Source organism: Polaromonas sp. P5_D5 (assembly GCF_054049435.1).
In genome coordinates this window covers 1169952-1192790 of the sequence record NZ_JBFUMJ010000002.1, presented here as the reverse complement: position 1 = coordinate 1192790, position 22839 = coordinate 1169952, and the positions used below count along the sequence as shown (strand labels likewise).

Here is a 22839-nt window from a genome sequence, read left to right as displayed (position 1 = left end):
GCCCCGCGCACTTTCTGACCCTGCGAGCTCCGCGATGATCGAGCTGGCCCCGGTCCGCGAGCAATACAAAGCGGGGAAAGCCGCCCTCCTCGCCACGCTGGCCGCCAGCGGTGCCTCGTCCCGCGGCATCCACAGCCTGCTGCAAAAATTCGCCCGCCATGCCGACGCGACCCTGCAGCTGCTCTGGCAGCGGGCCGGCTTTCCGGTTTCCGCCTGCCTGGTGGCCGCAGGAGGCTTTGGCCGTGGCGAGCTGTTTCCCCATTCGGATGTAGACGTGCTGCTGCTGTTGCCGGACAGCGCCAACATCGATGGCGACCCGGCCCTCAAGGCCAAGGTAGAGAGTTTCATCGGCGCCTGCTGGGATGTAGGCCTGGAAATTGGCTCCAGCGTGCGGACGATTTCCGGTTGTGTCGAAGAAGCGGCCAAGGACGTCACGGTACAAACTTCGCTGCTTGAAGCCCGCCTGGTCGCCGGGTCCAAAAAGAATTTTCTGCAGCTGCAAAACCGGCTGGCCGTCGTGCTGGATCCGCAGGCCTTTTACGTGGCCAAGACGCTGGAGCTGCGGCAGCGCCACAACAAATTCGAAAATACGCCCTACTCGCTCGAGCCCAACTGCAAGGAATCCCCGGGTGGACTGCGCGACCTGCAGGTGATTTTGTGGGTGGCGCGCGCCGCCGGCCTGGGCAAATCCTGGGACGACCTGGCCCGCAACGGCCTGGCTACGCCTTTCGAGGTGCGGCAGATCAAGGCCAACGAAGCGCTGCTGAGCCTGATACGCGCCCGCCTGCACCTGATCGCCGGGCGGCGCGAAGACCGGCTGGTGTTTGACCTGCAAACCGCTGTGGCCGAGTCCTTTGGCTATTCTGCGGAGGCCGACGACGGCAGCAAAGTGCCGCGCCGCGCCAGCGAGGCCGTGATGAAACGCTACTACTGGGCGGCCAAAGCGGTCACCCAGCTCAACCAGATCCTGCTGCTCAATATCGAAGAGCGGCTCAACCCCAACACCTACCCGCTGCGGCCTATCAACGAACGGTTTTTCGACAAGGCCGGCATGCTGGAGGTGGTCAGCGACGACCTGTATGCGCGTGAACCGCACGCCATTCTGGAAACCTTTTTGGTATTCGAGACAACCGTGGGCATCAAGGGCCTGTCGGCGCGCACGCTGCGCGCTCTCTACAACGCCCGCGGACTGATGAACAGCAAGTTTCGCAGCGATCCGGTCAACCGCGACACCTTCCGGCGCATCCTTCAGCAGCCCGAGGGCATCACGCATGCCATGCGGCTGATGAACCAGACCTCGGTGCTGGGCCGCTACCTCTGGATCTTCCGCAAGATCGTCGGGCAGATGCAGCACGACCTGTTCCACGTCTATACGGTGGACCAGCACATCCTGATGGTTCTGCGCAACGTGCGGCGTTTCTTCATGGCCGAGCACTCGCACGAATACCCGATGTGCTCGCAGCTCGCGGCCGGCTGGGACAAGCCCTGGATTCTTTACATCGCTGCGCTGTTCCACGACATCGCCAAGGGCCGCGGCGGCGACCACTCCGAGCTGGGTTGCAAGGACGTGCGCGTTTTTTGCCGCCAGCATGGTATTGGCGCCGAAGACTCCAAACTCATCGAATTCCTGGTGGGCGAACATCTGAGCATGAGCCGCATCGCCCAGAAGGAAGACCTGAGCAACCCCGAAGTAATTGCCGCGTTTGCCAAACGCGTGGGCAACGAGCGCTATCTGACAGCGCTCTACCTGCTGACGGTGGCCGACATCCGCGGCACCAGCCCCAAGGTCTGGAACGCCTGGAAAGGCAAGCTGCTGGAAGACCTGTACCGCTACACGCTGCGCGTGCTGGGTGGCCGCGCACCCGACGCGGATGCCGAAGTGGAGGCCCGCAAGCGCGAAGCCCTGACCACGCTGGCCCTGCACGCTGAACCTTTCGAGGCGCACAAGGCACTGTGGGATACGCTGGATGTCAGCTATTTCATGCGCCATGAGGCCTCCGACATTGCCTGGCATGCACGCCAGCTGTCACGGCATGTGGGCAAGGCCAAGGCGATTGTTCGCGCGCGCCGCTCGTCGGCGGGTGAAGGCATGCAGGTGCTGGTTTACACGCCCGACGCGCCCGATCTGTTTGCGCGCATCTGCGGCTACTTTGACGAAGCCGGCTTCAGCATCCTGGACGCCAAGATCCACACGGCGAAAAACGGTTATGCGCTGGACACCTTCCAGGTGGTCAGCCCCACACTGGCCGACCACTACCGCGAACTGGCGGCCATGGTGGAGGCCGAACTGGATCGCACCATCGAGAACCCCGGGCCTCTGCCGCCTCCGAGTAAAGGCCGTGTGTCACGCCGGGTCAAGAGTTTCCCGATCGCTCCGCGCGTGGACCTGCGACCCGATGAAAAAGCCCAGCGCTGGCTGCTCAGCGTATCGGCCAGCGACCGGGTCGGGCTGCTCTACCGCATCGCACGGGTGCTGGCCCGTCACCGCATCAACCTGCAGCTCGCCAAGGTCAGCACCCTGGGCGAGCGCGTGGAAGATACATTTTTGATCGATGGACCGGAGCTGCAGCACAACAAGGCACAGATCGCGATCGAGACGGAGCTCCTGGAAGCGCTCAATACCTGAAGCTTCAGGCGACTGGTTTCCGCAGGTATTGCAACAGACGCCCCTTGTAGCTGCCGCCGGCCGGCAATTCGGTCACGCGCGTCTCAGTGCGCGAATAGCCCAGTGCATCCATTTTGCGATTGAAGCTGGTCCGGTTGCCGCGGTCCGGATCGACAATCAGCACTTCGGTGTGCGGCAGCGCATGCAGCTCGATGAACTGCGACAACACCTCCGGCTGGCCACGGTCATACAGCACATCGCTGCCGATGATCAGGTCAAAGCGTTCCAGCAGCGGATTGGCGCGCGACCAGTTGCCCGTCTGATATTTCATTGCAGGCAAGTGGTTGAGTTTGAGGTTTTCCAGCAGAAATTGCGCCGCCAGCGGATGACAGTCGCTCGCCGTGATGTCGCCACCGCGGCGATGCACAACAAGGCTGGCTAGCGCCAGGCCGCAACCGAGCTCCAGAATGCGCTTGCCTTCCAGTTCAAAGGTCAGCATGGCATGGGCCAGCACACGGCCCGAGGGCCAGAGCAAACCGAATATAGGCCAAGCCGACGAGGAAATGCCTTCGCGTTCAGCCTCGCCGAGGGGATCATGGAATTGCTGGCGGTCCAGCAAGGAACGCAGTTGCAGGTCGTCGCCGCTGCCGCTCACGGTTTCAAATTTCAGCTGGTAGGGAGGTGGCGAAGCAGCTCCGGTGATGGAAACTGCTCCCGAGACGGGAGCGTGCGACATCCGGAAGCTTTCCTTGCGTACAACACGCTCTGGCGGGGCGAAATAGCCCTCGATCAGCCTCAGTGTACCCTTCGACGTTCCCGCGGTCAGTCGTCGTCCGACGCGTCCAGTCCGGGGAAAAGCACCTCGGTAAAGCCAAACTGGCTGAAGTCGCGGATGCGCATGGGATAAAGCTTGCCAATCAGGTGATCACACTCATGCTGCACTACTCGCGCGTGAAAACCGTCTACCGAACGCTCAATCGCATCACCGTACTGGTCAAAGCCGCTGTAACGAATTCGCGAAAGGCGCGGGACCAGGCCGCGCAAACCGGGTACGGAAAGGCAGCCTTCCCAGCCGCCCTCTTCTTCAGGCCCCAGGGGCGTGATCAAGGGGTTCAGCAAGACGGTGCGGGGCACTACCGGTGCATCGGGATAGCGTGGGTTGACCGTGTCAGTCCCAAAAATGACCAACTGCAGGTCGACCCCAATCTGTGGGGCTGCCAGGCCGGCACCGTTGACAGCGCGCATGGTATCGAACATGTCAGCAATGAGCAGGTGCAGCTCGTCGGTGTCGAAGGCGGTCACGGGCTGAGCCACGCGCAGCAGCCGCGGGTCGCCCATTTTGAGGATTTCGCGAATGGTCATGCGCCAATTATCGTGGCGCAGGGCCTTATCGGGGAAGTTTTAGCGCCAATGCCGATAGCCCCAACCCCGGTAATAGCCGGGCGCGGGAACCACCACCACGGGGGCCGGCTCCACGTAGACAGGGCGGGCCGGGTAAACAGCCACCGGACGTGGGGCAATCGGCGCCACCACGCAGCCAGACAGCAAAACAGCCAGACCGGCGGCCCCTGCCAGGGCAGAGAAACGTTTGTAATTCATGAAAAGCTCCTGTGTGTAGAGATCTTTTCAACGTCTGGCGTAGCCGCCTGGCGTGACGTCCGGCGTGCAAACCCCGGTAACGCCATGTAAGGCGCGTCGGTGATGCACTACTCCGTGGTGCTGGCGCTCCAGTAAGCCTGGCTGACCGCAGGCAACTCACCGAGCTGCCGGACAAGGCGGTCCATCGCGGGGCCGTCCACCGCAATGGCGACCAGCGTCGCCTGGATTTTCACGCTTTCCTCGCCGAAGGCGGACACTTTGAGGTCGTTGGTCGGATAGTGCAGCTCCTCCAGCGATTTCTCCAGGGCACCCAGCACCTCTTTTTGATGCCCCCCGCTCGTGACCACATAGACTGAGTTGGTTACCTCGGCCGACTGCACGTCCAGTGGCAAGCGGTTGATCTGGTTGACGATGGGCCTCAGCAAGGTATTGGCCGCCAGCACGAACAGCGTGGCAATGCCTGCCTGCACCACCAGGTCAGCGCCCGCGCAGGCGCCCACAGCACCCGAGCACCACAAGGTGGCGGCCGTGTTGAGCCCGCGCACATTGCCTTCCTCGCGCATGATCACGCCGGCACCCAGAAAGCCGATGCCCGAAACCACATAGGCCACCACATGCACTGCGCCCTGCGCGCCGGTCAGCCGATTCGCCATGTCGACAAAAATCGCGGCGCCTACGGCCACCAATACGTTGGTGCGAAGTCCTGCGGTGCGTTGCCGGTACTGGCGCTCAAAACCGATCAAGGCGCCAAAGACGAACGCCGAAGACAGGCTCAGGAGCGAGTCCAGGAGGTCCGCAGAGTTGAGGTTTTCGAATGCCTGCATGGGTGTGTTGCCTCCCGTGAGCCTGAAACTATCCGGGTGGGCCAGCCAGCAGGGCCAGCAAGGCCGCTTCGTCGATGACCGGAACACCCAGTGTTTGGGCCTTGACCAGCTTGCTGCCAGCCTCTTCGCCGGCCACCACGTAGTCGGTTTTTTTACTGACAGAGCCAGCCACCTTGCCGCCTGCGGCCTCCACCCTGTCCTTGGCCTCGTCGCGGCTCAAGGTGGGTAATGTGCCGGTGATGACAAAAGTCTTGCCCGACAACGGCTGGGGCGCCCGGGCAGCTGGTTCGCCCTCCTCCCAGGCCACGCCACAGGCGCGCAGTTGCTCGACCACTTCGCGGTTGTGCGCCTGCTCAAAGAAGGTGCGAATACTCTGCGCCACGATCGGCCCCACATCGCTGACTTCCAGCAGTTGCTCTTCGGTGGCATCCATGATGGCGTCCAGCTTGCCGAAATGGCGCGCCAGCTCCTTGGCCGTCGCCTCGCCGACGTGCCGTATGCCCAGGCCGAACAAAAAGCGAGGCAAAGTTGTCTGCTTGGACTTTTCAAGCGCTTCCAGCAAGTTGTTGGCAGACTTCTCCGCCATGCGGTCCAGGCTGGCGAGCGCCGTCAGGCCCAGTTTGTAGAGATCGGGCAAGGTACGGATCACGTTGGCATCAACCAGCTGCTCGACCAGCTTGTCGCCCAGGCCTTCGACTTCGACGGCGCGCCGGTGTGCGTAATGCAGGATGGCTTCCTTGCGCTGGGCACCGCAGAAAAGTCCGCCGGTGCAGCGGTAATCGGCTTCACCTTCTTCTCGCACGGCGTCGGAGCCGCAAACCGGGCATTTGTGCGGCATGGTGAATTGCGGCGCATCCTGCACCCGCTTGTCGAGCAGCACGCTGACGACTTCGGGTATCACGTCACCCGCGCGGCGCACGATCACGGTATCGCCCACGCGCACGTCCTTGCGGCGCGCTTCATCTTCGTTGTGCAGCGTGGCGTTGGTCACGGTGACACCGCCCACAAATACCGGTGCCAGCTTGGCAACCGGCGTCAGCTTGCCTGTGCGGCCCACCTGCACCTCAATGGCCAGCACGGTGGTGAGCTGCTCCTGCGCCGGGTATTTGTGCGCCACGGCCCAGCGCGGCTCGCGCGTGACAAAGCCCATTTTTTTCTGCAGCGCCAGGCTGTTGACCTTGTAGACCACACCGTCAATGTCGTAAGGCAGGCTGTCGCGCTGCTTGCCCATGGTCTGGTGGAATGCTATTAATTCAGGAGCGCCTTGCGCAAGCTGCGTTTGGGCTGCGACCGGAAAATCCCATGATTTGAGTGTTAGCAGGAGCTGAAAATGGGTTTCGAACGCCGGACCGCCCTCTTCCGGCGGAGAGATATCCCCCAAACCGTAAGCAAAAAAACTCAAGCGCCGCCGCGCGGCCAACGCTGGATCCAGCTGGCGCACGCCGCCAGCTGCGGCGTTGCGCGGATTGACGAAGGTTTTTTCACCCTTGGCGCCTTGCGCGATCTTCTCGCGCTGCTTCTCGTTGAGCGCTTCGAAGTCGGCGCGGCGCATGTAAACCTCGCCGCGCACTTCCATGACCGGCGGGGCGTCGGCAGGCAAACGAAGCGGGATCTGGTTGATGGTCCGGATGTTCTGCGTCACGTCTTCACCAACTTCACCGTCACCGCGCGTGGCGGCCTGCACCAGCACACCGTTTTCATAACGCAGGCTCATGGCCAGGCCGTCGAACTTGAGTTCGGCGACATATTCGACAGGCGGGTCGGATTCCGCCAGGCCCAATTCCTTGCGCACGCGGGTGTCGAAATTCTGGGCGCCTGTGGCTTCCGTGTCGGTTTCGGTGCGAATGCTGAGCATGGGCACCTTGTGGCGCACGCTGGCAAACTGATCCAGCGGCTTGCCGCCTACCCGCAGGGTCGGTGAATCGGGTGTCAGCAGTTCCGGATGAGCCGCCTCAATCGCCTGCAACTCCTTGAACAGCTTGTCGTACTCGCTGTCAGGAATCGTGGGCTCATCAAGCACGTAATAGCGATGTGCATGGGCATGCAACTCGGCGCGCAAGGCGGCAGCACGCCCCGCAACAGAAGCCGGTTGCGGCGAGGGTTCGGGCTGCGCAAACAGGTCTTTGGTGGCCATGAAAAAGATCGGAAACGGGCGAAAAGCCCGGGAAAATCAAGAGAAAAGCCGGCGCCCTAGCACCGAGCCCGCCGACAGATCGCGGCTGTCCAGCGTGTCATAAAGCTGTTCCAGGTCGGCGTGGATGACTTCCATTGCCTCGGGCCGGATCAGATTGCCGTTGTCGTCGATGATCACACCGTCCATGTTGGCAGCCAGGGACAGCGCGGCTTCGCACATGCGAGCAAAGGGCTGCTCGGAGCGGGAAACCTGTGGAACGTCGAGCGACAGCGTCAGTTCACGCAGCGCCGTCTGCTCCGGGTCTTCTGCCATGGCGGCCTGTGTGTCGAAGGCCAGCCCCAGGATGGGGGCCTGCCCCTGCTGGCTCGCCGGCAACACCATGCGCCCGGGAATGGAACCGGGAACGAAGCCCAGCCGGGCCGCGCTTTGATGGACATAACCCGGGCTCCAGGCGGTGTTGACGGCGCGCAGGGTAAAGCTCAGCTGTGCGTCATGGCCGCTGGCAAACTGGTCGAGTTCGCGGGCGCGCGCCACTTCGTCCAGCATTTCCGGAAACTCCGGCTCGCCGCCTACCGCATCGGCAAACGCCTGCGCCTTCATCACGAATTCAGAGTATTCAATCTGGTTGAGCGCACCGGTGCGGTTGGCCAGCTGCACGCCGCACTGAAAGGCGCTGTAACGATGCCCTGCTGTGGGAAATTCCCATTCGCCGGTAATGATGCTCAGGCCTTCAACGCCGAAAGGCTTGCTGCCGGCCCGGCGCGTGCTGGGCATGGCGGCAAGCGCGGCTTCGCCCGACACCATGCCCTCAATCACCACGGGCGCAACGGCATCAATCAGCACGTCAAGACCTGGCTTTCTGTCGGATGCATTCATCGTGGCGAGCGAGGCCAGCGATGCCAGGCCAGAATCCACGTCAAAGCTGGGTTCCAGCCGTTCAGCAGCGGCACCTTCGCCACTTTGTGCGGGTGCAAGCTCTTGCTCGGGTGCGGGGGCTTCCGGTGTGGCCTGCTTGGGCAGGTTCCTGCGCGACGACCAGGCGCTGTGTGCCACCACACCGGCCAGCACCAGCCCGCCCACCACCGCCAGACTGATCTGCAAAGTGCTCATTGAGCCCCCACGCTTGTCACTGCGTGTACTGCGCTGCCCCCCGGGGGGGCCGCTGCGCCTGCGGCCCGGCAAAGCCGGTTCCGCGGCCCCTGCTGGCATAAAACCCCGGTGTTCATGCTGCCTCAGCGAAACCGATGGCAGCTTCCATGTCCACCGCCACGATGCGTGAAACGCCCTGCTCCTGCATGGTCACGCCAATCAACTGCTCGGCCATTTCCATGGCGATCTTGTTGTGGCTGATGAAGAGGAATTGCGTTTCCTTGCTCATGGAGCGCACCAGCTTGGCGTAGCGCTCGGTGTTGGCGTCGTCCAGCGGCGCGTCGACCTCATCGAGCAAACAGAAAGGCGCGGGGTTGAGCTGGAAGATCGCAAACACCAGGGCGATGGCTGTGAGCGCCTTTTCTCCGCCTGACAGCAGGTGAATGGTCTGGTTCTTTTTGCCGGGCGGCTGGGCGATCACCTGTACCCCGGCATCGAGGATTTCCTCGCCTGTCATCATGAGCTTGGCGTTGCCGCCGCCAAAGAGTTCGGGGAACATGCGGCCAAAATGGCCGTTCACCGTCTCGAAGGTGCTCGAGAGCAGGTCGCGCGTTTCGATGTCGATCTTCTTGATCGCATCTTCCAGCGTGGTCATGGCTTCATTCAGGTCGGCGGACTGCGCATCCAGGAATTGTTTGCGTTCGCGCGCGGTGCTCAGCTCGTCCAGCGCGGCCAGGTTGACGGCGCCCAGCGACTGGATTTCGCGATTGATGCGGTCAATTTCGCCTTGCAGGCCGGTCAGTCGCACATTGCCGGACTGGATGGATTGCTCCACCGCAGCCAGGTCGGCCTGCGCGTCGGCCAGCAACTGCGCGTATTGCTCAAAGCCCAGGCGCGCGGCCTGCTCTTTCAGCTGGAACTCGGTGATGCGCTGGCGCAGCGGGTCAAGCTCGCGCTCGAGCTGCAGGCGCCGCTCATCGCTGGCGCGCAGCTTGCTGGTCAGGTCGTCGTACTGGCTGCGCTTGGCGCCCAGGTCGGCTTCACGCTCAAGCTTCACGCTCAGTGCGCTTTGCAGGCCGGCCTGCGCGGCGGCGTCTGTCAGGCGCGTGAGCTCTTCGCGGGCTTGCGCTTCCTCGCTCGCGATGGAGCTGGCCTGCTGAGCGGCAATGTCAATGGAGCGGGTCAGTTCTTCGCGGCGGGACGCCAGGCTGCGCAATGCAAACGTGGCTTCCTGCGCCTGGCGTTCCAGCGTGCGCTGCTGCTCACGTGATTCGCCCAGCTTGCGCTCGGTTTCGATCACGCGGTCGTCCAGCTGCGCATGGCGTTCCTGGCTGTCGGCCAGTTGCATGTCCAGCTCTTCAAAGCGGCCTTCGGCGGTAACCTTGCGCTCCTGCAGTTCGCCGAGCTGCGCTTCGATTTCGGCCATGTCGGCCTGGATCTGTTCGCTGCGGGCGCGGGTTTGCTCGGCTAGTTGCGTCAGGCGCAGCACTTCGACCTGCAGCTCATGGGTACGGCTCTGGCCTTCGGCGGTTTCGCGGCGTGCCGTGGCCAGGCGCTGGGCGGCGTCGGCGTAGGCGGCTTCGGCCCGTATCAGCGCGGAGCGGGCTTCTTCGCTGATCAGCGCCTGCGCCTTGAGTTGCTTGTCGAGGTTTTCGATCTCCTGGGCACGGGCCAACAAGCCGGCCTGTTCGGAATCCTGGGCGTAAAAACTCACGCTGTGGTGCGTGACGGCATGGCCGCTTTGCACATAAATCACTTCGCCGGCCTGCAGCTTGTCGCGCGCGGCCAGGGCGTCGTCCAGGCCTTGGGCCGTATAGCAGCCCTGCAGCCAGTCACCCAGCAATGCCGACTGGCCGGCATCATTGAGGCGCAGCAGTTCGGTCAGTGGTTTGAGGTTGATCGCAGCGTTGGTGCGTGCGGGCGCGGCGGCGCTGGGCGGCGAATAAAACGAGAGCTTGGCCGGCGGCGTGTCGCGGCCATCGGTGCCGGCAAAACCGCGCACCATGTCGAGCCGGCTGACTTCGAGTGCGCCCAGGCGCTCACGCAGTGCAGCTTCAAGCGCGTTTTCCCAGCCTTGTTCGATGTGGATGCGGCTCCACAGGCCTTGCAGGCCATCGAGGCCGTGCTTGGCCAGCCAGGGCTTGAGCTTGCCGTCAGTCTTGACCTTTTCTTGCAAGGCCTTGAGCGCTTCCATGCGTGCCGACAGGTCGGCCCGCTTGGCGGATTCGGTGTTGACGGTGTGCTGCAGCGTGCGGCGTTCTTCGTCGAGCTGCGGCACGCTATCGGTCAGCTCGTGCAGGCGGGCCTCGGCTTCAGCTTGGGCTTCTTGCGCGGCGGTGAACTGTGTGTTCAGGTTGGCCAGGCGCGCTTCGTCGGGTGCGTTCAGCGCGTTGCGGTCTGCCGTGAGCTTTTCCAGCCGCAACCCCAGGCTGCGCGACTGCTCTTCGATGTTGCGCTGGTCGGCGGCCAACACCTGGATTTGCTGCTGCACCTGGCCGACGCTGGCGCGCTGCTCATTGGCCTTGGCTTGTGCCTGACGCAGGGCGTCTTCCAGGGCGGGCAACTGCGTCTGGTGCTCTTCGGTCTGCGCGGCCAGCAGCTCGGCTTTTTCTTCGGCCTCAATGGCTTGTGCGGCGAGGTTTTCCGTCTCGACGGCGGCGTCTTCCTTGCGTGTCGCCCACTGGGCGGTTTGTTCCTTGAGCTGAGCCAGGCGCTGCTCGACGCGCTGGCGGCCATCGACCACGAAGCGGATTTCGGCCTCCAGGCGGCCAACTTCGGCACTGGCCTCATACAGCTTGCCCTGGGCCTGGTTGACCTGGTCGCCGGCGGAGTAATGCGCCTGGCGAATGGTTTCGAGGTCGGCCTCGATGTGGCGCAGGTCGGCCACACGGCTTTCCAGGTCGTTCACGGCCTTTTCGGCGTCGGCCTTGACCTTGGACTGGTCGGCTTCGCTTTCGGCGCGTTTGAGGAACCACAGCTGGTGCTGCTTCAGGCTCGCATCGGCATTCAGCGCGTTGTAACGCATGGCCACCTCGGCCTGCTTTTCAAGCCGGTCCAGATTGGCGTTCAGCTCGCGCAGGATGTCTTCGACGCGGGTCAGGTTTTCGCGGGTGTCCGACAGGCGGTTTGCGGTCTCGCGGCGGCGCTCTTTGTACTTGGAGACACCGGCGGCTTCTTCGAGGAAAAGACGCAGCTCTTCGGGTTTGGACTCGATGATTCGGCTGATGGTGCCCTGGCCGATGATGGCGTAGGCGCGCGGGCCCAGGCCGGTGCCCAGAAACACGTCCTGCACGTCGCGGCGGCGCACCGGCTGGTTGTTGATGTAGTAGCTGGAGGTGCCGTCGCGCGTCAGCACGCGCTTGACGGCGATCTCGACAAACTGGCCCCACTGGCCGCCGGCGCGGTGGTCGGCGTTGTCAAACACCAGTTCCACACTGGAGCGGCTGGCGGGCTTGCGTGTGGTGGTGCCGTTGAAGATGACGTCCTGCATGGACTCGCCGCGCAGCTCGGAGGCCTTGCTTTCGCCCAGCACCCAGCGCACTGCGTCCATGATGTTGGACTTGCCGCAACCGTTAGGGCCCACCACGCCGACCAGTTGGCCCGGCAGTACGAAATTGGTGGGCTCTGCGAATGATTTGAAACCAGATAGCTTGATCGAATTGAGACGCACGGCTGTCCCTGTTTTTTTGAGCCTGAGGTAGGGAATTACAGCCCTAACTCGTTGATTTTTATGGCGTTTTACGGAAAAACGCTGACACACGCCGTGTACCACTTTCAGTAGCGCACGGTCCGCCATGTTACCCGAGCGGGACGCAGATTTTGCCGGGAAAAAGGCCCTTGACGGGCCCGGCGTGAAACACTTTGCTTCGCACGGCGGCGGTCTGTCAGGGTGATGCCAGGCCCTTCGCTGCCTGAAAATGGCTGGCTAACGGAGAAATTTAGATCAAATTGGCCTGAAGCCCAATAAGGACCAGCGCGATCAGCTATTAGTTTGATAGCAATCAGACCAGGACGTGACAGGCCGCAACCCAAACCGGCGGCGGGTCAGCAAGGCAAGGCTGGATAATCAGGGCATGAATCCCCTGCTTTCACGCCTCCAGCCCTATCCGTTTGAACGGCTGCGCCAGTTGCACGCCGATGTCACCCCCAATCCGGCCTATAAACCCATCAGCCTTGGCATAGGCGAACCGCGCCATGCCACGCCCCAGCTCATCAAGGATGCGCTGACAGCCAGCCTGGGCGGCCTGGCCAGTTACCCCGGTACGCTGGGGGAGCCGAAGCTGCGCCAGGCCATGACCGACTGGCTGGCCCGCCGCTATGGCCTGAAACTGGACCCGGCCACACAAGTCCTGCCGGTCAACGGCTCGCGCGAGGCGCTGTTTTCACTGGCGCAAACCGTGCTGGACGCCAGCAAACCGGGTGCCACCGTGGTCTGCCCGAATCCGTTCTATCAAATTTATGAAGGCGCAGCCCTGCTGGCGGGCGCCCAGACCTGGTTTGCGCCCAGCGACCCGGCGCGCAACTTCGGCATCGACTGGGCGGCCGTGCCGACTGAGGTATGGGCCAAAACCCAGTTGGTGTTCGTCTGTTCGCCCGGCAACCCCACCGGTTCGGTGATGTCGCTGCCTGAATGGAAGCTGCTGTTTGGGCTCAGTGATCGCTACGGCTTTGTCATCGCCTCCGACGAGTGCTACAGCGAGATCTATTTCCGCGAGGGTGACGATGGAGGAGCGCCGCTGGGCGGCCTGCAGGCGGCTTCCCAGCTGGGCCGGCATGACTTCAAAAACCTGATTTCCCTTACCAGCCTCTCCAAACGCAGCAACGTGCCGGGCCTGCGCAGCGGCTTTGTGGCGGGCGATGCGGCGCTGATCAAGCCGTTTTTGCTCTACCGTACCTACCACGGCAGCGCCATGAGTCCCATCGTGCAGGCGGCCAGCATCGCCGCATGGAACGACGAGCAGCACGTGGTGGACAACCGCGCCATGTACCGCGAAAAATTCACCAAAGTCACGCCCCTGCTGTCGGCGGTGATGGACGTCGCCCTGCCCGATGCAGGCTTTTACCTGTGGGCCGGAATCCCCGAGGCATTCAGGGGTTCGGACACCGCGTTTTCGCGCGAGCTGCTCGCTCTTTACAATGTCGTGGTGTTGCCGGGCAGTTACCTGGCACGCGATGCGCAGGGCTACAACCCCGGCGCCGGCAGAATCCGCATGGCGCTGGTGGCAGAAACGGCCGAATGCGTGGAGGCCGCAGAGCGCATCGTCCAGTTCATCCAATCCAAAGTTCACTGAAAAACCATTCTCATGACTCAAGCCAACCTGCAAGCGCTCCAGCAAACCATTGACGCCGCCTGGGAAGACCGCGCCAACCTGTCGCCCAAGTCGGCGCCCAAGGACATCCTGGAGGCAGTGGAGCAAACGATTTCCCAGCTGAACAATGGCTCGCTGCGCGTGGCCACCCGCGAAAGCGTGGGCGTATGGACGACGCACCAGTGGATCAAGAAAGCCGTGCTGCTGAGCTTTCGCCTGAAAGACAACGAACTGATGCGCGCCGGTGACCTCGGCTTTTTCGACAAGGTCAAAACCAAATTTGCGCACCTGAGCGAAGCCGAAATGCGCGAAACCGGTGTGCGCGTGGTGCCCCCCGCCGTGGCCCGCCGCGGCAGCTTCATCGCCAAGGGCGCGATCCTGATGCCCAGCTACGTCAACATCGGCGCATGGGTTGGCGAAGGCACCATGGTCGACACCTGGGCCACCGTGGGCAGCTGCGCACAGGTCGGCAACAACGTGCACCTTTCCGGCGGCGTCGGTCTGGGCGGCGTGCTGGAGCCTTTGCAGGCCAACCCCACCATCATTGAAGACAACTGCTTTATCGGCGCACGCTCTGAAGTGGTCGAAGGCGTGATCGTCGAAGAAAATTCGGTGATTTCTATGGGTGTCTACATCGGCCAGAGCACGCCGATTTACGACCGCGAAGCCGACACCGTCACCTACGGCCGTATTCCTGCAGGCTCCGTCGTGGTGTCGGGTAACCTGCCAAAGGCCGGCGGCAAGTACAGCATGTACTGCGCGGTGATCGTCAAGCGCGTGGACGCAAAAACCCGTTCCACCACCAGCCTGAACGATTTACTCCGCGACTAGACATGGCCCCCACGCTTCTCGCTTCGCGTAGTGCGCTGCCCCCCGAGGGGGCCGCTGCGCCTGCGGCCCGGCAAAGCCGGTTCCGCGGCCCCTGCTGGCGAGGAACCGTAAGTCGGGTGGCCAACGTTGTATTTCATTTCAATCAAGAGGGTGGACTATGAGCACGATGGAAAGAATCCTGCGTTTGATGGTGGACAAGAAGGCGTCTGACGTCTACCTGTCGGCCCATTCGCCCGCCCTGATCAAGATCAATGGCCAGGCCATCCCGATCAATGCGCAGATCCTGCCGCCGGAGGCACCGCGCAACCTGCTGGCCGAGGTATTGCCGCCCGAGCGCATCGAAGAGATGGAGGAAATGGGTGAGCTCAACATGGCGTTGCCGATTGCCGGCCTGGGCAACTTCCGTATCAGCGGATTCAAGCAGCGCAGCACCTACGCAGCCGTGATCCGCTACATCCCCAGCGAAATCCCGCCACTGGAAAGCCTGAACGTGCCGCCCATCCTGGCCGACCTGATCATGGAAAAGCGCGGCCTGCTGCTGATGGTGGGCTCCACCGGCGCCGGCAAAAGCACCACGCTGGCCTCCATGATCGATCTGCGCAACGAGACAACGCTGGGTCACATCCTCACCATCGAAGACCCGGTCGAATTTTTGTTCACCAACAAGAAGTCTGTCGTGAATCAGCGGGAGGTCGGCAGCGATACACAATCGCTGCAAGTAGCGCTGAAAAATGCGTTGCGCCAGGCGCCTGACGTCATCCTGATCGGTGAAATCCGCGACCGCGAAACCATGTCGGCGGCCATTGCCTATGCGCAGTCGGGCCATTTGTGCCTGGCGACCATGCACGCCAACAACAGCTACCAGGCGCTGAACCGGATCCTGAGCTTTTACCCGGTGGAAGTGCGCAGCACCATGCTGGGCGATCTGGGTGCCGCGCTCAAGGCCATCGTGTCGCAGCGCCTGCTGCGCACCCAGGACGGCGGCCGAACGCCGGCGGTGGAAGTCATGCTCAACACCAAGCTGATCTCCGAGTTGATCGAAAAAGGCGATTTTTCAGGCGTCAAGGAAGCGATGGAAAAATCCATGGCCGAAGGCTCACAGACCTTCGAGCAGGACATCGCCAAGCTGATCGTGGCCGGCACCGTCACACGCAAGGAAGGCGTTCTCTACGCCGACTCGCCAACCAACCTGATGTGGCGGCTGGAAAATGACTTTGCCATCAAGGCCAAGACACTGGAGCCTGAAGAGGACCCGGATGACGAACCGTCCTTTACGGAAATCACGCTGGACGTGAAACACTAAAAACACGGCCGCGCTCGTTTTCGGGCCGGTGTTAACAGGCCCTAAACGACATGTCCCGAACCCTGCATCTGGCCGAACAGCTGATTTCCCGCCCCTCCGTCACGCCTGACGACGCCGACTGCCAGGCCATGCTGATCGCCCGGCTGGCGCCGCTGGGTTTTCAATGTGAAACCATCGTCAGCGGCCCCACCGACTTCCGCGTCACCAACCTGTGGGCCAAACGCGAAGGGAAATTGAAGGACTTTAGGCCTGCAGACCAGTCAGGACAAGCGCAAGCAGCTCCTGAATTGATAGCAAATGGCGCAGAAACCACGCCTGCCAAAACACTGGTATTCGCCGGCCATACCGACGTGGTGCCCACCGGCCCGCTCGACCAGTGGCACAGCCACCCGTTCACGCCCAGCCACCGTGATGGACAAATGTATGGCCGTGGCGCCGCCGACATGAAAACGTCGATTGCGGCCATGGTGGTTGCGGTCGAGGAATTCCTGGCCGCCCACCCGGATCCGGCCTTGTCGATCGCCTTCCTGATCACCAGCGACGAGGAAGGCCCCGCCGTGGACGGCACGGTCATGGTCTGCGAGCAGCTGAAAGCGCGCGGCGAAACGCTGGACTATTGCATCGTGGGCGAACCCACCTCGGTCGAGCGCCTGGGCGACATGATCAAGAACGGCCGCCGTGGCACCATGAGCGGCAAGCTCACTGTCAAGGGCGTGCAGGGCCATATTGCCTACCCGCACCTGGCCAAAAACCCGATCCACCTGTTTGCACCTGCGCTGGCCGAACTGGTGGCCACCGAGTGGGACAAAGGCAATGCCTTCTTCCCGGCCACGAGCTGGCAAGTCTCCAACATCCACGGTGGCACCGGCGCGTCCAACGTCATTCCGGGCGAACTGGTGGTGGACTTCAATTTCCGCTTCTGCACCGAATCCACGCCGGAGAGCCTGCAGCAACGCCTGCAGGCCGTGCTCAGCCGGCACCAGCTGGAATATGACCTGAAATGGACCCTGGGCGGTCTCCCCTTTCTGACCACTCCAGGCACACTGGTGGATGCGGTGCGTGGAGCGATCCAGGCTGAAACCGGCCTGAAAACCGAACTATCCACCACGGGAGGTACGAGTGACGGCCGCTTTATCGCCAAAATCTGCCCGCAGGTCATTGAATTCGGTCCCCTCAACGCTTCGATCCACAAGATCAACGAGCATGTTCTGGTGAGCTCACTCGATCCGCTCAAAAACATCTACAAAGGTGTTCTGGAACGGCTGGCGGCAGCATGACGAGCCCGGCAACTCCTGCTGCACCGCTGACGGTGCTGGCGCTGGTCGAGCAAATGGCCGCCAGGCTGGAAGCGGCAGGCCTGCACTTTTCAGACGGATTCGGGCAAGGCACGACCAACGCCTTCGACGAGGCCGCGTGGCTGGTGCTGTGGAAGCTTGGGTTGCCACTGGACGACCTGGATTCTGTAGAGAATCGGCCGGTAACACAAGAGGAACATGCGCAAGCAGCTATGCTTTTGGAAGCACGCATCAGCACCCGCAAGCCGGCGGCTTACCTGACGAACGAAGCCTGGCTGATGGGCGTGCCCTTTTATGTCGATGAGCGTGTGATCATTCCACGCTCCCTCATTGCCGAGCTGCTGGCCGACGCCAGCATAGACCCCTGGCTGGGCGAGCACACCCACCGCGTGCTTGACCTCTGCACCGGTAACGGCAGCCTCGCGGTGCTGGCGGCCATGACCTATCCTGATGTGTTGGTGGACGCCGCCGACATCAGCCTGGACGCCCTGGAGGTGGCCCGTATCAATGTGGACCGTCATCACCTGGACGGCCGCATCACGCTGATCGAATCTGACGGCATGGCTGCCTGCGCGGGCCTGTATGACCTGGTTTTGTGCAACCCGCCCTATGTGAACGCTGCCAGCATGGCAGCCCTTCCGGCCGAGTTCCGGGCTGAACCCGGCCTGGCACTGGACGGTAACCGGCACGGCGGCACCGATGGCATGGACTTCATTCGAGACCTTTTTCAAAGCGCCGCACGCCATATGAGCGAAAATGCTGTGCTGGTGCTGGAAATCGGCAATGAGCGCGAGAATTTTGAGCGCGCTTTCCCGACGCTTGAACCGCTGTGGTTCGAAACCAGCTCGGGCGCCGACCAGGTCTTGCTGCTGACGCGCGAACAACTGGCCTGAAGGCCAGGCTGGCGCTCAGCCCCGGCCTGAATGACTGGCGCAGCGCTTGCTTGGCAAGCGTGTGCGACGCCCCGCCACCCCGAATACTTTTCCTGAAGCTTTAATTAAATGATTACCCTTAAAAACGTCGTGCTGCGCCGCGGCGCCAAAGTGATTCTGGATGGCGCGTCCGTCACCCTCAACCCCGGCGAAAACGTTGGCCTGGTGGGGCGTAACGGCGCGGGCAAATCCTCTTTGTTCGCGATGCTCAACGGAACGCTGCATGAAGACGGCGGCGAATTTTCGATTCCTACGCAGTGGCGCATGGCGCAGGTTGCGCAGGACATGCCCGAAACCGAGCAAAGCGCCACCGACTACGTGATCGAAGGCGACGTGGTGCTGATGGCCGCACAAGCCGAGGTGGCGGCCGCCGAAGAAAGCGGTGACGGCGACCGCATGGCGCACGCCTACATGGAGCTGTACGACTCCGGCGCGCACGACTCGCAGGCGCGCGCCCAAGCGCTGATCCTGGGCCTGGGCTTCAAGGTCAGCGAACTGGACAACCCGGTCAACAGCTTTTCCGGCGGCTGGCGCATGCGACTGCAGCTGGCGCGCGCGCTGATGTGCCCGTCTGACCTGTTGCTGCTGGACGAGCCCACCAACCATTTGGACCTGGACGCGCTGGTCTGGCTGGAAGCCTGGCTCAAGCGCTACCAGGGCACCATGCTGGTCATCAGCCATGACCGCGAATTTCTCGACGCCGTGACCGACGTGACGGTGCATATCGAAAGCGCAAAACTCACTCGTTACGGCGGCAATTACAGCAAGTTCGAAGATTTGCGTTCCGAGCAAATGGCGCTGCAACAGACTGCGTTTTCCAAGCAGCAGGACAAGATCGCCCACCTGCAGAAGTTCATCGCCCGCTTCAAAGCCAAAGCCAGCAAGGCCAAGCAGGCGCAAAGCCGCGTCAAGGCACTGGACCGCATGGAGAAAATCGCGCCGCTGTTGGCCGAGGCCGACTTCACCTTCGAGTTCAAGGAGCCGGCCAACCTGCCCAACCCCATGCTGTCGATGCAGAACGCCTACTTCGGTTACCCACCGCTTGAAGATTCCCCGGAAGGTACGCCGCCCACAGTCATCGTGCAGAACGTCAGCAAGTCAGTGCTGGCCGGCCAGCGCATTGGCATCCTGGGCGCCAACGGCCAGGGCAAGTCCACGCTCGTGAAGACCGTGGCCCGGGCACTCGTGCCCATCAGCGGCGAGATGATTGAGGGCAAGGGACTGAACATCGGCTACTTCGCCCAGCAGGAGCTGGACGTGCTGCGCCCGGCCGACAACCCGCTGGAGCACATGATCCGCCTTGTCAAGGAAGTCACCGCCGCCGGCAAGATGGGCAACCAGCCTACGCGTGAGCAGGATTTGCGCAGCTTCCTGGGTAATTTCAATTTTGGCGGCGACATGGTCAAACAGGCCGTGGGCAGCATGAGTGGCGGTGAAAAAGCACGCTTGGTGCTGTGCATGATCGTCTGGCAGCGCCCCAACCTGCTGCTGCTTGATGAGCCGACCAACCACCTGGACTTGGCCACGCGTGAAGCCTTGTCGATGGCACTCAATGAGTTTGAAGGCACCGTCATGCTGGTGAGCCACGACCGCGCACTGCTGCGCGCCGTCTGCGATGAATTCTGGATGGTGTCCCAAGGCGGCGTCGCCCCCTTTGACGGCGACCTGGACGACTACCAGAAATACTTGCTCGACCATGCCAAACGTCAGCGCGAGGAAGCCAAGAAAGCCGGCAGCGCGGCCCCGGTTGCCACTGCCAAGTCGGTTACACCCCCTGCGGCGGCCGAAGAAAAGAAACCCGTGCCCCGCGAGACGCCCGAACAGCGCAAGCTTGATGCGCAGCGCCGTCAGCAACAGGCCGAAGCCACCAAACCGCTTCGCAAGGAAATCGAGAAAATCGACCTTCGCATGAAAGCGCTGGCCGCAGAACGCGACAGCCTGCAGGGCTTGCTGACCACCACCACTGCGCCCGCAGAGATCGCCCAGACCGGCAAGCGCCTCAAGGCCATCGAGGGCGAAATAGACATGCTGGAAGAACGGTGGCTTGAGCTGACCGAACAGATCGAGACGGCTGCGGTGTAAAGTGGCGAAAGGATCCTTGACGGCACCACGCCGCCGAGGTCACCCCATTTTGAAAGGGCCCGATTGATGCCTTCAGCCTTGCATATGGCCGCGGACGACGCGGCACTTGAAGCCGCCGTCAAACGCAGCCGCAAGCTGCTGAACAAGCGTGCCATGGTGGCGGCCGCAGCCAGCGCCGTGCCGGTGCCCGGGCTGGACTGGGCGGTGGACGCTGCGATGCTGTCCCGGCTCATCCCGGAAATCAACAGGGAGTTCGGTCTCACGCCCCAACAGCTTGACAGGCTGGAGCCCAGAAAGCGCGACCAGGTGCAAAAAGCCGTCACGCTGGTAGGTTCGGTGCTCATCGGAAAATTTATCAGCCGTGACCTTGTCATCAAGGCTGCCACCAAGATCGGCGTTCGCCTGACCACCAAACAGGTTGCCAAGTATGTGCCACTGGCTGGCCAGATCGTGTCGGCCGCAGTCGGCTATGCGGCGATACGCTACCTGGGCGAAGAGCACATGAAAGACTGTATCCGGGTGGCGAAGCAGGCGGAGATGGAGCTGCCCTTGCTGGGCTACTCGGCTTGAGCCCGCAAAGCCCGCCTTCGGGAGTTTGTCAGCAGAACAACAAAAAAGGACCTGGCCTTGCGGCCAGGTCCTTGATGTACTTGGTGGGTTCTGACAGATTCGAACTGTCGACCTACGGATTAAGAGTCCGCTGCTCTACCAACTGAGCTAAGAACCCGGAAATTCTGGTGGGACCAGCGGGGGTCGAACCCACGACAAACGGATTAAAAGTCCGCTGCTCTACCAACTGAGCTATGGTCCCAAGAACGTATCTTGCGAGACATCCCGGTATTTGCTGCTTCGAGGGCAGCAAAGCCTTGAATTATAGCGTGATTTTTTAAGCCTCCGCAAAAACTCAGGCCGCAATTTTGTCGAGTGCCCAGCCGGCCGCGCACAACCCGAAGGTCGAGGTCACGCTCACGACCGATCCATAACCGTGGCAGTTCAGGCTACCGTCGCTCTGAGCGGCCGCATCGGGCTGCAGCACGGCTTCGCGGCTGAACACGCAGGCCACGCCTATCTTGCCTTTGCGCGCCGCGCCGTGCTCCTTGCGCAGGCGGTAACGCAGCTGCGCCAGCAAAGGGTCGTGCGTGACCAGCGACAGGTCGTCGATGTCCACGCGGTGCGCCAGCCGCTTGCCGCCCGCGGCGCCTACACTGACCAGATTCACCTTGTTGGCAATCGCCCAAGCTGCCATGGCGGTTTTGGCTTTCACCTGGTCGCAGGCGTCGATGACGGCCAGCTGCTTGCGGTCAAAGCCCTCTTCGAGGCCCAGGATGCCCGGCCAGTTGGCGGTGTCGACAAATTCCTCGATGCCGTCCACGCGGCAGCCCGGGTGAATCTGCGCGATGCGTTCGCGCATGGCCTGCACCTTGGCCTGCCCCAGCGTGCTGTCCAGCGCATGGACCTGGCGGTTGATGTTCGATTCGGCGATGTGGTCGAGGTCGATCAAGGTCAGGCGGGCCACGCCGCTGCGGGCCGCGGCCTCGGCCGCCCAGGAACCCACGCCGCCCAGACCCACAACCACAACGTGCGCCTGGCGTATGCGCTGCGCCCCCGCCGCGCCGTAAAGGCGCGCCAGGCCGCCGAACCGGCGCTCCAAGTCGGCGGGAAGTTCTTCGATGAGGGATGTCATTGGAAATGCGGATCGTTGCCGGGACGTGCTCAGGCAGAACGTTCCAGCCGCCAGATCTGGTACTTCAATCCCGCCACGCAGCCCGCGAGAATGGCCGCCAGCGCCACAAAGCTGGTGGCGCTCAGGGTCGAGATGCCCGACAGGCCCTGCCCTACAGTGCAGCCCATGGCGCAGACGCCGCCCACGCCCATCAACGTTGCGCCCACCAGGTGGTTGGCGGTGTCTTCCGCGTCGCGAAAGCCTTCCCAGCGGAAACTGCGCGACAGCAGGGCATAGACGGCCGAGCCGGCCACCACCCCGAACACAGACACGATGCCCAGGGTGAGCACCTTGCTCTTGTCGCTGAAGAACATCAACCAGTCTACGGTATAGGCCACCGGCGAGACAAAGCTCAGTGCCTCGGCCCGGCCCGAGTTGGTGGCCAGGAAGGCCTCCTGCAGCGTCTCCGGATGCTCGGCCACATAACCGAGATGCCCGCTGACCCACCACATGGCCGCAATGACGCCGCCTATGCCCAAGCCCGCGAGCAGGTTGTCGAAGCGCCGGAACTCTTTGCCGAACAAGGCCCAGACGATGAGGCCCAGTCCGATGAGGATGGCCAGGCCTATGCCGGCGGCAGCGGGCGTTATGCCGATGGCGCCCGCCACCCAGTTCGGCAGGGTCGCATTGACCGCGAACTCAACGGCCACCTTGTCGACCGTGGCCACCCGAACCACGGCGGTGATGCCCTTGAGTGTGGCGAAAGCCGCGATGCCCATCACGGCGAACACCACGACGGATTTGAGGCTGCCTCCTCCGATACGCACCAGCGTCTTGCTCCCGCAGCCCGAGGCCAGCACCATGCCAAAACCGAACATCGTGCCGCCCACCAGCGCAGAGAGCCAGATAAACCGGTTGGAGGCGTACAAGGTCTTGGCGGGGTCAATCACACCGGCAGCGGCCAGGGTGAAAAAACCGATCATGGCGACGCCGATCGCCATTCCCCACATGCGCATACGGGTCCAGTCACCCATGTTCACGATGTCGCTGACGGCGCCCATGGTGCAGAAGTGCGTTCGCTGGGCAATCGCGCCAAAAACCATGGCGAGAATGAAACCGGCCCAGAGAACCTGGGCCGTGAGACTGTTGAGTGCGGAGATGTCCATCGCCCGA

General features: G+C 62.6%; 17 protein-coding genes and 2 tRNA genes. 8 read left to right on the top strand and 11 right to left on the bottom strand.

Translation table 11 applies throughout. The features are described from left to right. The first annotated feature begins 34 nt into the window (after window positions 1-34). On the top strand, window positions 35-2626 hold the full coding sequence (locus ACXJKE_RS12280) for a [protein-PII] uridylyltransferase (RefSeq protein WP_457280844.1): 2592 nt from the start codon (window positions 35-37) through the stop codon (window positions 2624-2626). A gap of 4 nt (window positions 2627-2630) precedes the next feature. Here ACXJKE_RS12280 and ACXJKE_RS12275 read toward each other — a convergent pair whose 3' ends face one another. The 7 genes from ACXJKE_RS12275 to smc form a co-directional block, all read right to left on the bottom strand. Then, window positions 2631-3341 carry a class I SAM-dependent methyltransferase gene (locus ACXJKE_RS12275; protein WP_457280843.1) on the bottom strand — a complete coding sequence of 237 codons (711 nt, stop codon included), beginning with the start codon at window positions 3339-3341 and terminating at the stop codon, window positions 2631-2633. Window positions 3342-3427: 86 nt separating this feature from the next. After that, the gene (gene def, locus ACXJKE_RS12270; protein WP_457280842.1) at window positions 3428-3967 is read right to left on the bottom strand and encodes a peptide deformylase; all 540 of its coding nucleotides are present in this window, start codon (window positions 3965-3967) and stop codon (window positions 3428-3430) included. A gap of 39 nt (window positions 3968-4006) precedes the next feature. Then, the gene (locus tag ACXJKE_RS12265; RefSeq protein ID WP_457280841.1) at window positions 4007-4204 is read right to left on the bottom strand and encodes a hypothetical protein; all 198 of its coding nucleotides are present in this window, start codon (window positions 4202-4204) and stop codon (window positions 4007-4009) included. A 107-nt stretch (window positions 4205-4311) separates the two neighbouring features. Next, a complete protein-coding gene (locus ACXJKE_RS12260) occupies window positions 4312-5028 on the bottom strand; it encodes an MgtC/SapB family protein (RefSeq protein WP_457280840.1) in 717 nt (238 codons plus the stop codon). Between the two features lie 28 nt (window positions 5029-5056). Continuing rightward, window positions 5057-7162, bottom strand: a complete 2106-nt coding sequence (gene ligA, locus ACXJKE_RS12255) for an NAD-dependent DNA ligase LigA (protein WP_457280839.1) — start codon at window positions 7160-7162, stop codon at window positions 5057-5059. A 36-nt stretch (window positions 7163-7198) separates the two neighbouring features. Further along, on the bottom strand, window positions 7199-8272 hold the full coding sequence (locus ACXJKE_RS12250; protein ID WP_457280838.1) for a cell division protein ZipA C-terminal FtsZ-binding domain-containing protein: 1074 nt from the start codon (window positions 8270-8272) through the stop codon (window positions 7199-7201). 112 nt (window positions 8273-8384) lie between these two features. After that, entirely contained in the window at window positions 8385-11921 is a 3537-nt protein-coding gene (smc, locus tag ACXJKE_RS12245) for a chromosome segregation protein SMC (RefSeq protein ID WP_457280837.1), read from the bottom strand. A gap of 403 nt (window positions 11922-12324) precedes the next feature. On the opposite strand from smc, the gene dapC reads away from it, so the two are divergent. The 7 genes from dapC (at window position 12325) to ACXJKE_RS12210 (ending at window position 20573) form a co-directional block, all read left to right on the top strand. Beyond that, window positions 12325-13542 (top strand): succinyldiaminopimelate transaminase, encoded by a 1218-nt coding sequence (gene dapC, locus ACXJKE_RS12240; RefSeq protein WP_457280836.1) that lies wholly within the window; start codon window positions 12325-12327, stop codon window positions 13540-13542. Between the two features lie 12 nt (window positions 13543-13554). Further along, window positions 13555-14391, top strand: a complete 837-nt coding sequence (dapD, locus tag ACXJKE_RS12235) for a 2,3,4,5-tetrahydropyridine-2,6-dicarboxylate N-succinyltransferase (RefSeq protein ID WP_457280835.1) — start codon at window positions 13555-13557, stop codon at window positions 14389-14391. A 157-nt stretch (window positions 14392-14548) separates the two neighbouring features. Next, the gene (locus ACXJKE_RS12230) at window positions 14549-15694 is read left to right on the top strand and encodes a PilT/PilU family type 4a pilus ATPase (RefSeq protein WP_431096336.1); all 1146 of its coding nucleotides are present in this window, start codon (window positions 14549-14551) and stop codon (window positions 15692-15694) included. A gap of 50 nt (window positions 15695-15744) precedes the next feature. After that, a complete protein-coding gene (gene dapE, locus ACXJKE_RS12225) occupies window positions 15745-16971 on the top strand; it encodes a succinyl-diaminopimelate desuccinylase (protein ID WP_457280834.1) in 1227 nt (408 codons plus the stop codon). After that, a complete protein-coding gene (gene prmB / locus ACXJKE_RS12220; protein WP_457280833.1) occupies window positions 16968-17882 on the top strand; it encodes a 50S ribosomal protein L3 N(5)-glutamine methyltransferase in 915 nt (304 codons plus the stop codon). The genes dapE and prmB overlap by 4 nt, the downstream gene beginning before the upstream one ends. Before the next feature lie 108 nt (window positions 17883-17990). Beyond that, window positions 17991-20003 (top strand): ABC-F family ATP-binding cassette domain-containing protein, encoded by a 2013-nt coding sequence (locus ACXJKE_RS12215; protein ID WP_457280832.1) that lies wholly within the window; start codon window positions 17991-17993, stop codon window positions 20001-20003. A 66-nt stretch (window positions 20004-20069) separates the two neighbouring features. Continuing rightward, entirely contained in the window at window positions 20070-20573 is a 504-nt protein-coding gene (locus tag ACXJKE_RS12210) for a hypothetical protein (RefSeq protein WP_457280831.1), read from the top strand. An 81-nt stretch (window positions 20574-20654) separates the two neighbouring features. Here the strand turns inward: ACXJKE_RS12210 and ACXJKE_RS12205 are convergent. From ACXJKE_RS12205 to ACXJKE_RS12190, 4 genes are all read right to left on the bottom strand, one after another. After that, window positions 20655-20730, bottom strand: a tRNA-Lys gene (locus ACXJKE_RS12205). Between the two features lie 8 nt (window positions 20731-20738). Then, window positions 20739-20814 (bottom strand) — tRNA-Lys (locus tag ACXJKE_RS12200). A 93-nt stretch (window positions 20815-20907) separates the two neighbouring features. Beyond that, window positions 20908-21687 (bottom strand): tRNA threonylcarbamoyladenosine dehydratase, encoded by a 780-nt coding sequence (locus tag ACXJKE_RS12195; protein ID WP_457280830.1) that lies wholly within the window; start codon window positions 21685-21687, stop codon window positions 20908-20910. Between the two features lie 29 nt (window positions 21688-21716). Beyond that, window positions 21717-22832 carry a YeeE/YedE family protein gene (locus ACXJKE_RS12190; protein ID WP_457280829.1) on the bottom strand — a complete coding sequence of 372 codons (1116 nt, stop codon included), beginning with the start codon at window positions 22830-22832 and terminating at the stop codon, window positions 21717-21719. Window positions 22833-22839: the final 7 nt, after the last annotated feature.

What these genes read in the sequence shown, in the direction of transcription:
- dapE (WP_457280834.1), top strand. Translation starts at nt 15,745, where the DNA reads ATGTCCCGAACCCTGCATCTGGCCGAACAGCTGATTTCCCGCCCCTCC.
- ACXJKE_RS12195 (WP_457280830.1), bottom strand. Translation starts at nt 21,687, where the DNA reads ATGACATCCCTCATCGAAGAACTTCCCGCCGACTTGGAGCGCCGGTTC.
- def (WP_457280842.1), bottom strand. Translation starts at nt 3,967, where the DNA reads ATGACCATTCGCGAAATCCTCAAAATGGGCGACCCGCGGCTGCTGCGC.
- prmB (WP_457280833.1), top strand. Translation starts at nt 16,968, where the DNA reads ATGACGAGCCCGGCAACTCCTGCTGCACCGCTGACGGTGCTGGCGCTG.
- dapC (WP_457280836.1), top strand. Translation starts at nt 12,325, where the DNA reads ATGAATCCCCTGCTTTCACGCCTCCAGCCCTATCCGTTTGAACGGCTG.
- ligA (WP_457280839.1), bottom strand. Translation starts at nt 7,162, where the DNA reads ATGGCCACCAAAGACCTGTTTGCGCAGCCCGAACCCTCGCCGCAACCG.
- ACXJKE_RS12215 (WP_457280832.1), top strand. Translation starts at nt 17,991, where the DNA reads ATGATTACCCTTAAAAACGTCGTGCTGCGCCGCGGCGCCAAAGTGATT.
- ACXJKE_RS12250 (WP_457280838.1), bottom strand. Translation starts at nt 8,272, where the DNA reads ATGAGCACTTTGCAGATCAGTCTGGCGGTGGTGGGCGGGCTGGTGCTG.
- ACXJKE_RS12190 (WP_457280829.1), bottom strand. Translation starts at nt 22,832, where the DNA reads ATGGACATCTCCGCACTCAACAGTCTCACGGCCCAGGTTCTCTGGGCC.
- dapD (WP_457280835.1), top strand. Translation starts at nt 13,555, where the DNA reads ATGACTCAAGCCAACCTGCAAGCGCTCCAGCAAACCATTGACGCCGCC.
- ACXJKE_RS12275 (WP_457280843.1), bottom strand. Translation starts at nt 3,341, where the DNA reads ATGTCGCACGCTCCCGTCTCGGGAGCAGTTTCCATCACCGGAGCTGCT.
- ACXJKE_RS12230 (WP_431096336.1), top strand. Translation starts at nt 14,549, where the DNA reads ATGAGCACGATGGAAAGAATCCTGCGTTTGATGGTGGACAAGAAGGCG.
- ACXJKE_RS12260 (WP_457280840.1), bottom strand. Translation starts at nt 5,028, where the DNA reads ATGCAGGCATTCGAAAACCTCAACTCTGCGGACCTCCTGGACTCGCTC.
- ACXJKE_RS12210 (WP_457280831.1), top strand. Translation starts at nt 20,070, where the DNA reads ATGCCTTCAGCCTTGCATATGGCCGCGGACGACGCGGCACTTGAAGCC.
- ACXJKE_RS12265 (WP_457280841.1), bottom strand. Translation starts at nt 4,204, where the DNA reads ATGAATTACAAACGTTTCTCTGCCCTGGCAGGGGCCGCCGGTCTGGCT.
- ACXJKE_RS12280 (WP_457280844.1), top strand. Translation starts at nt 35, where the DNA reads ATGATCGAGCTGGCCCCGGTCCGCGAGCAATACAAAGCGGGGAAAGCC.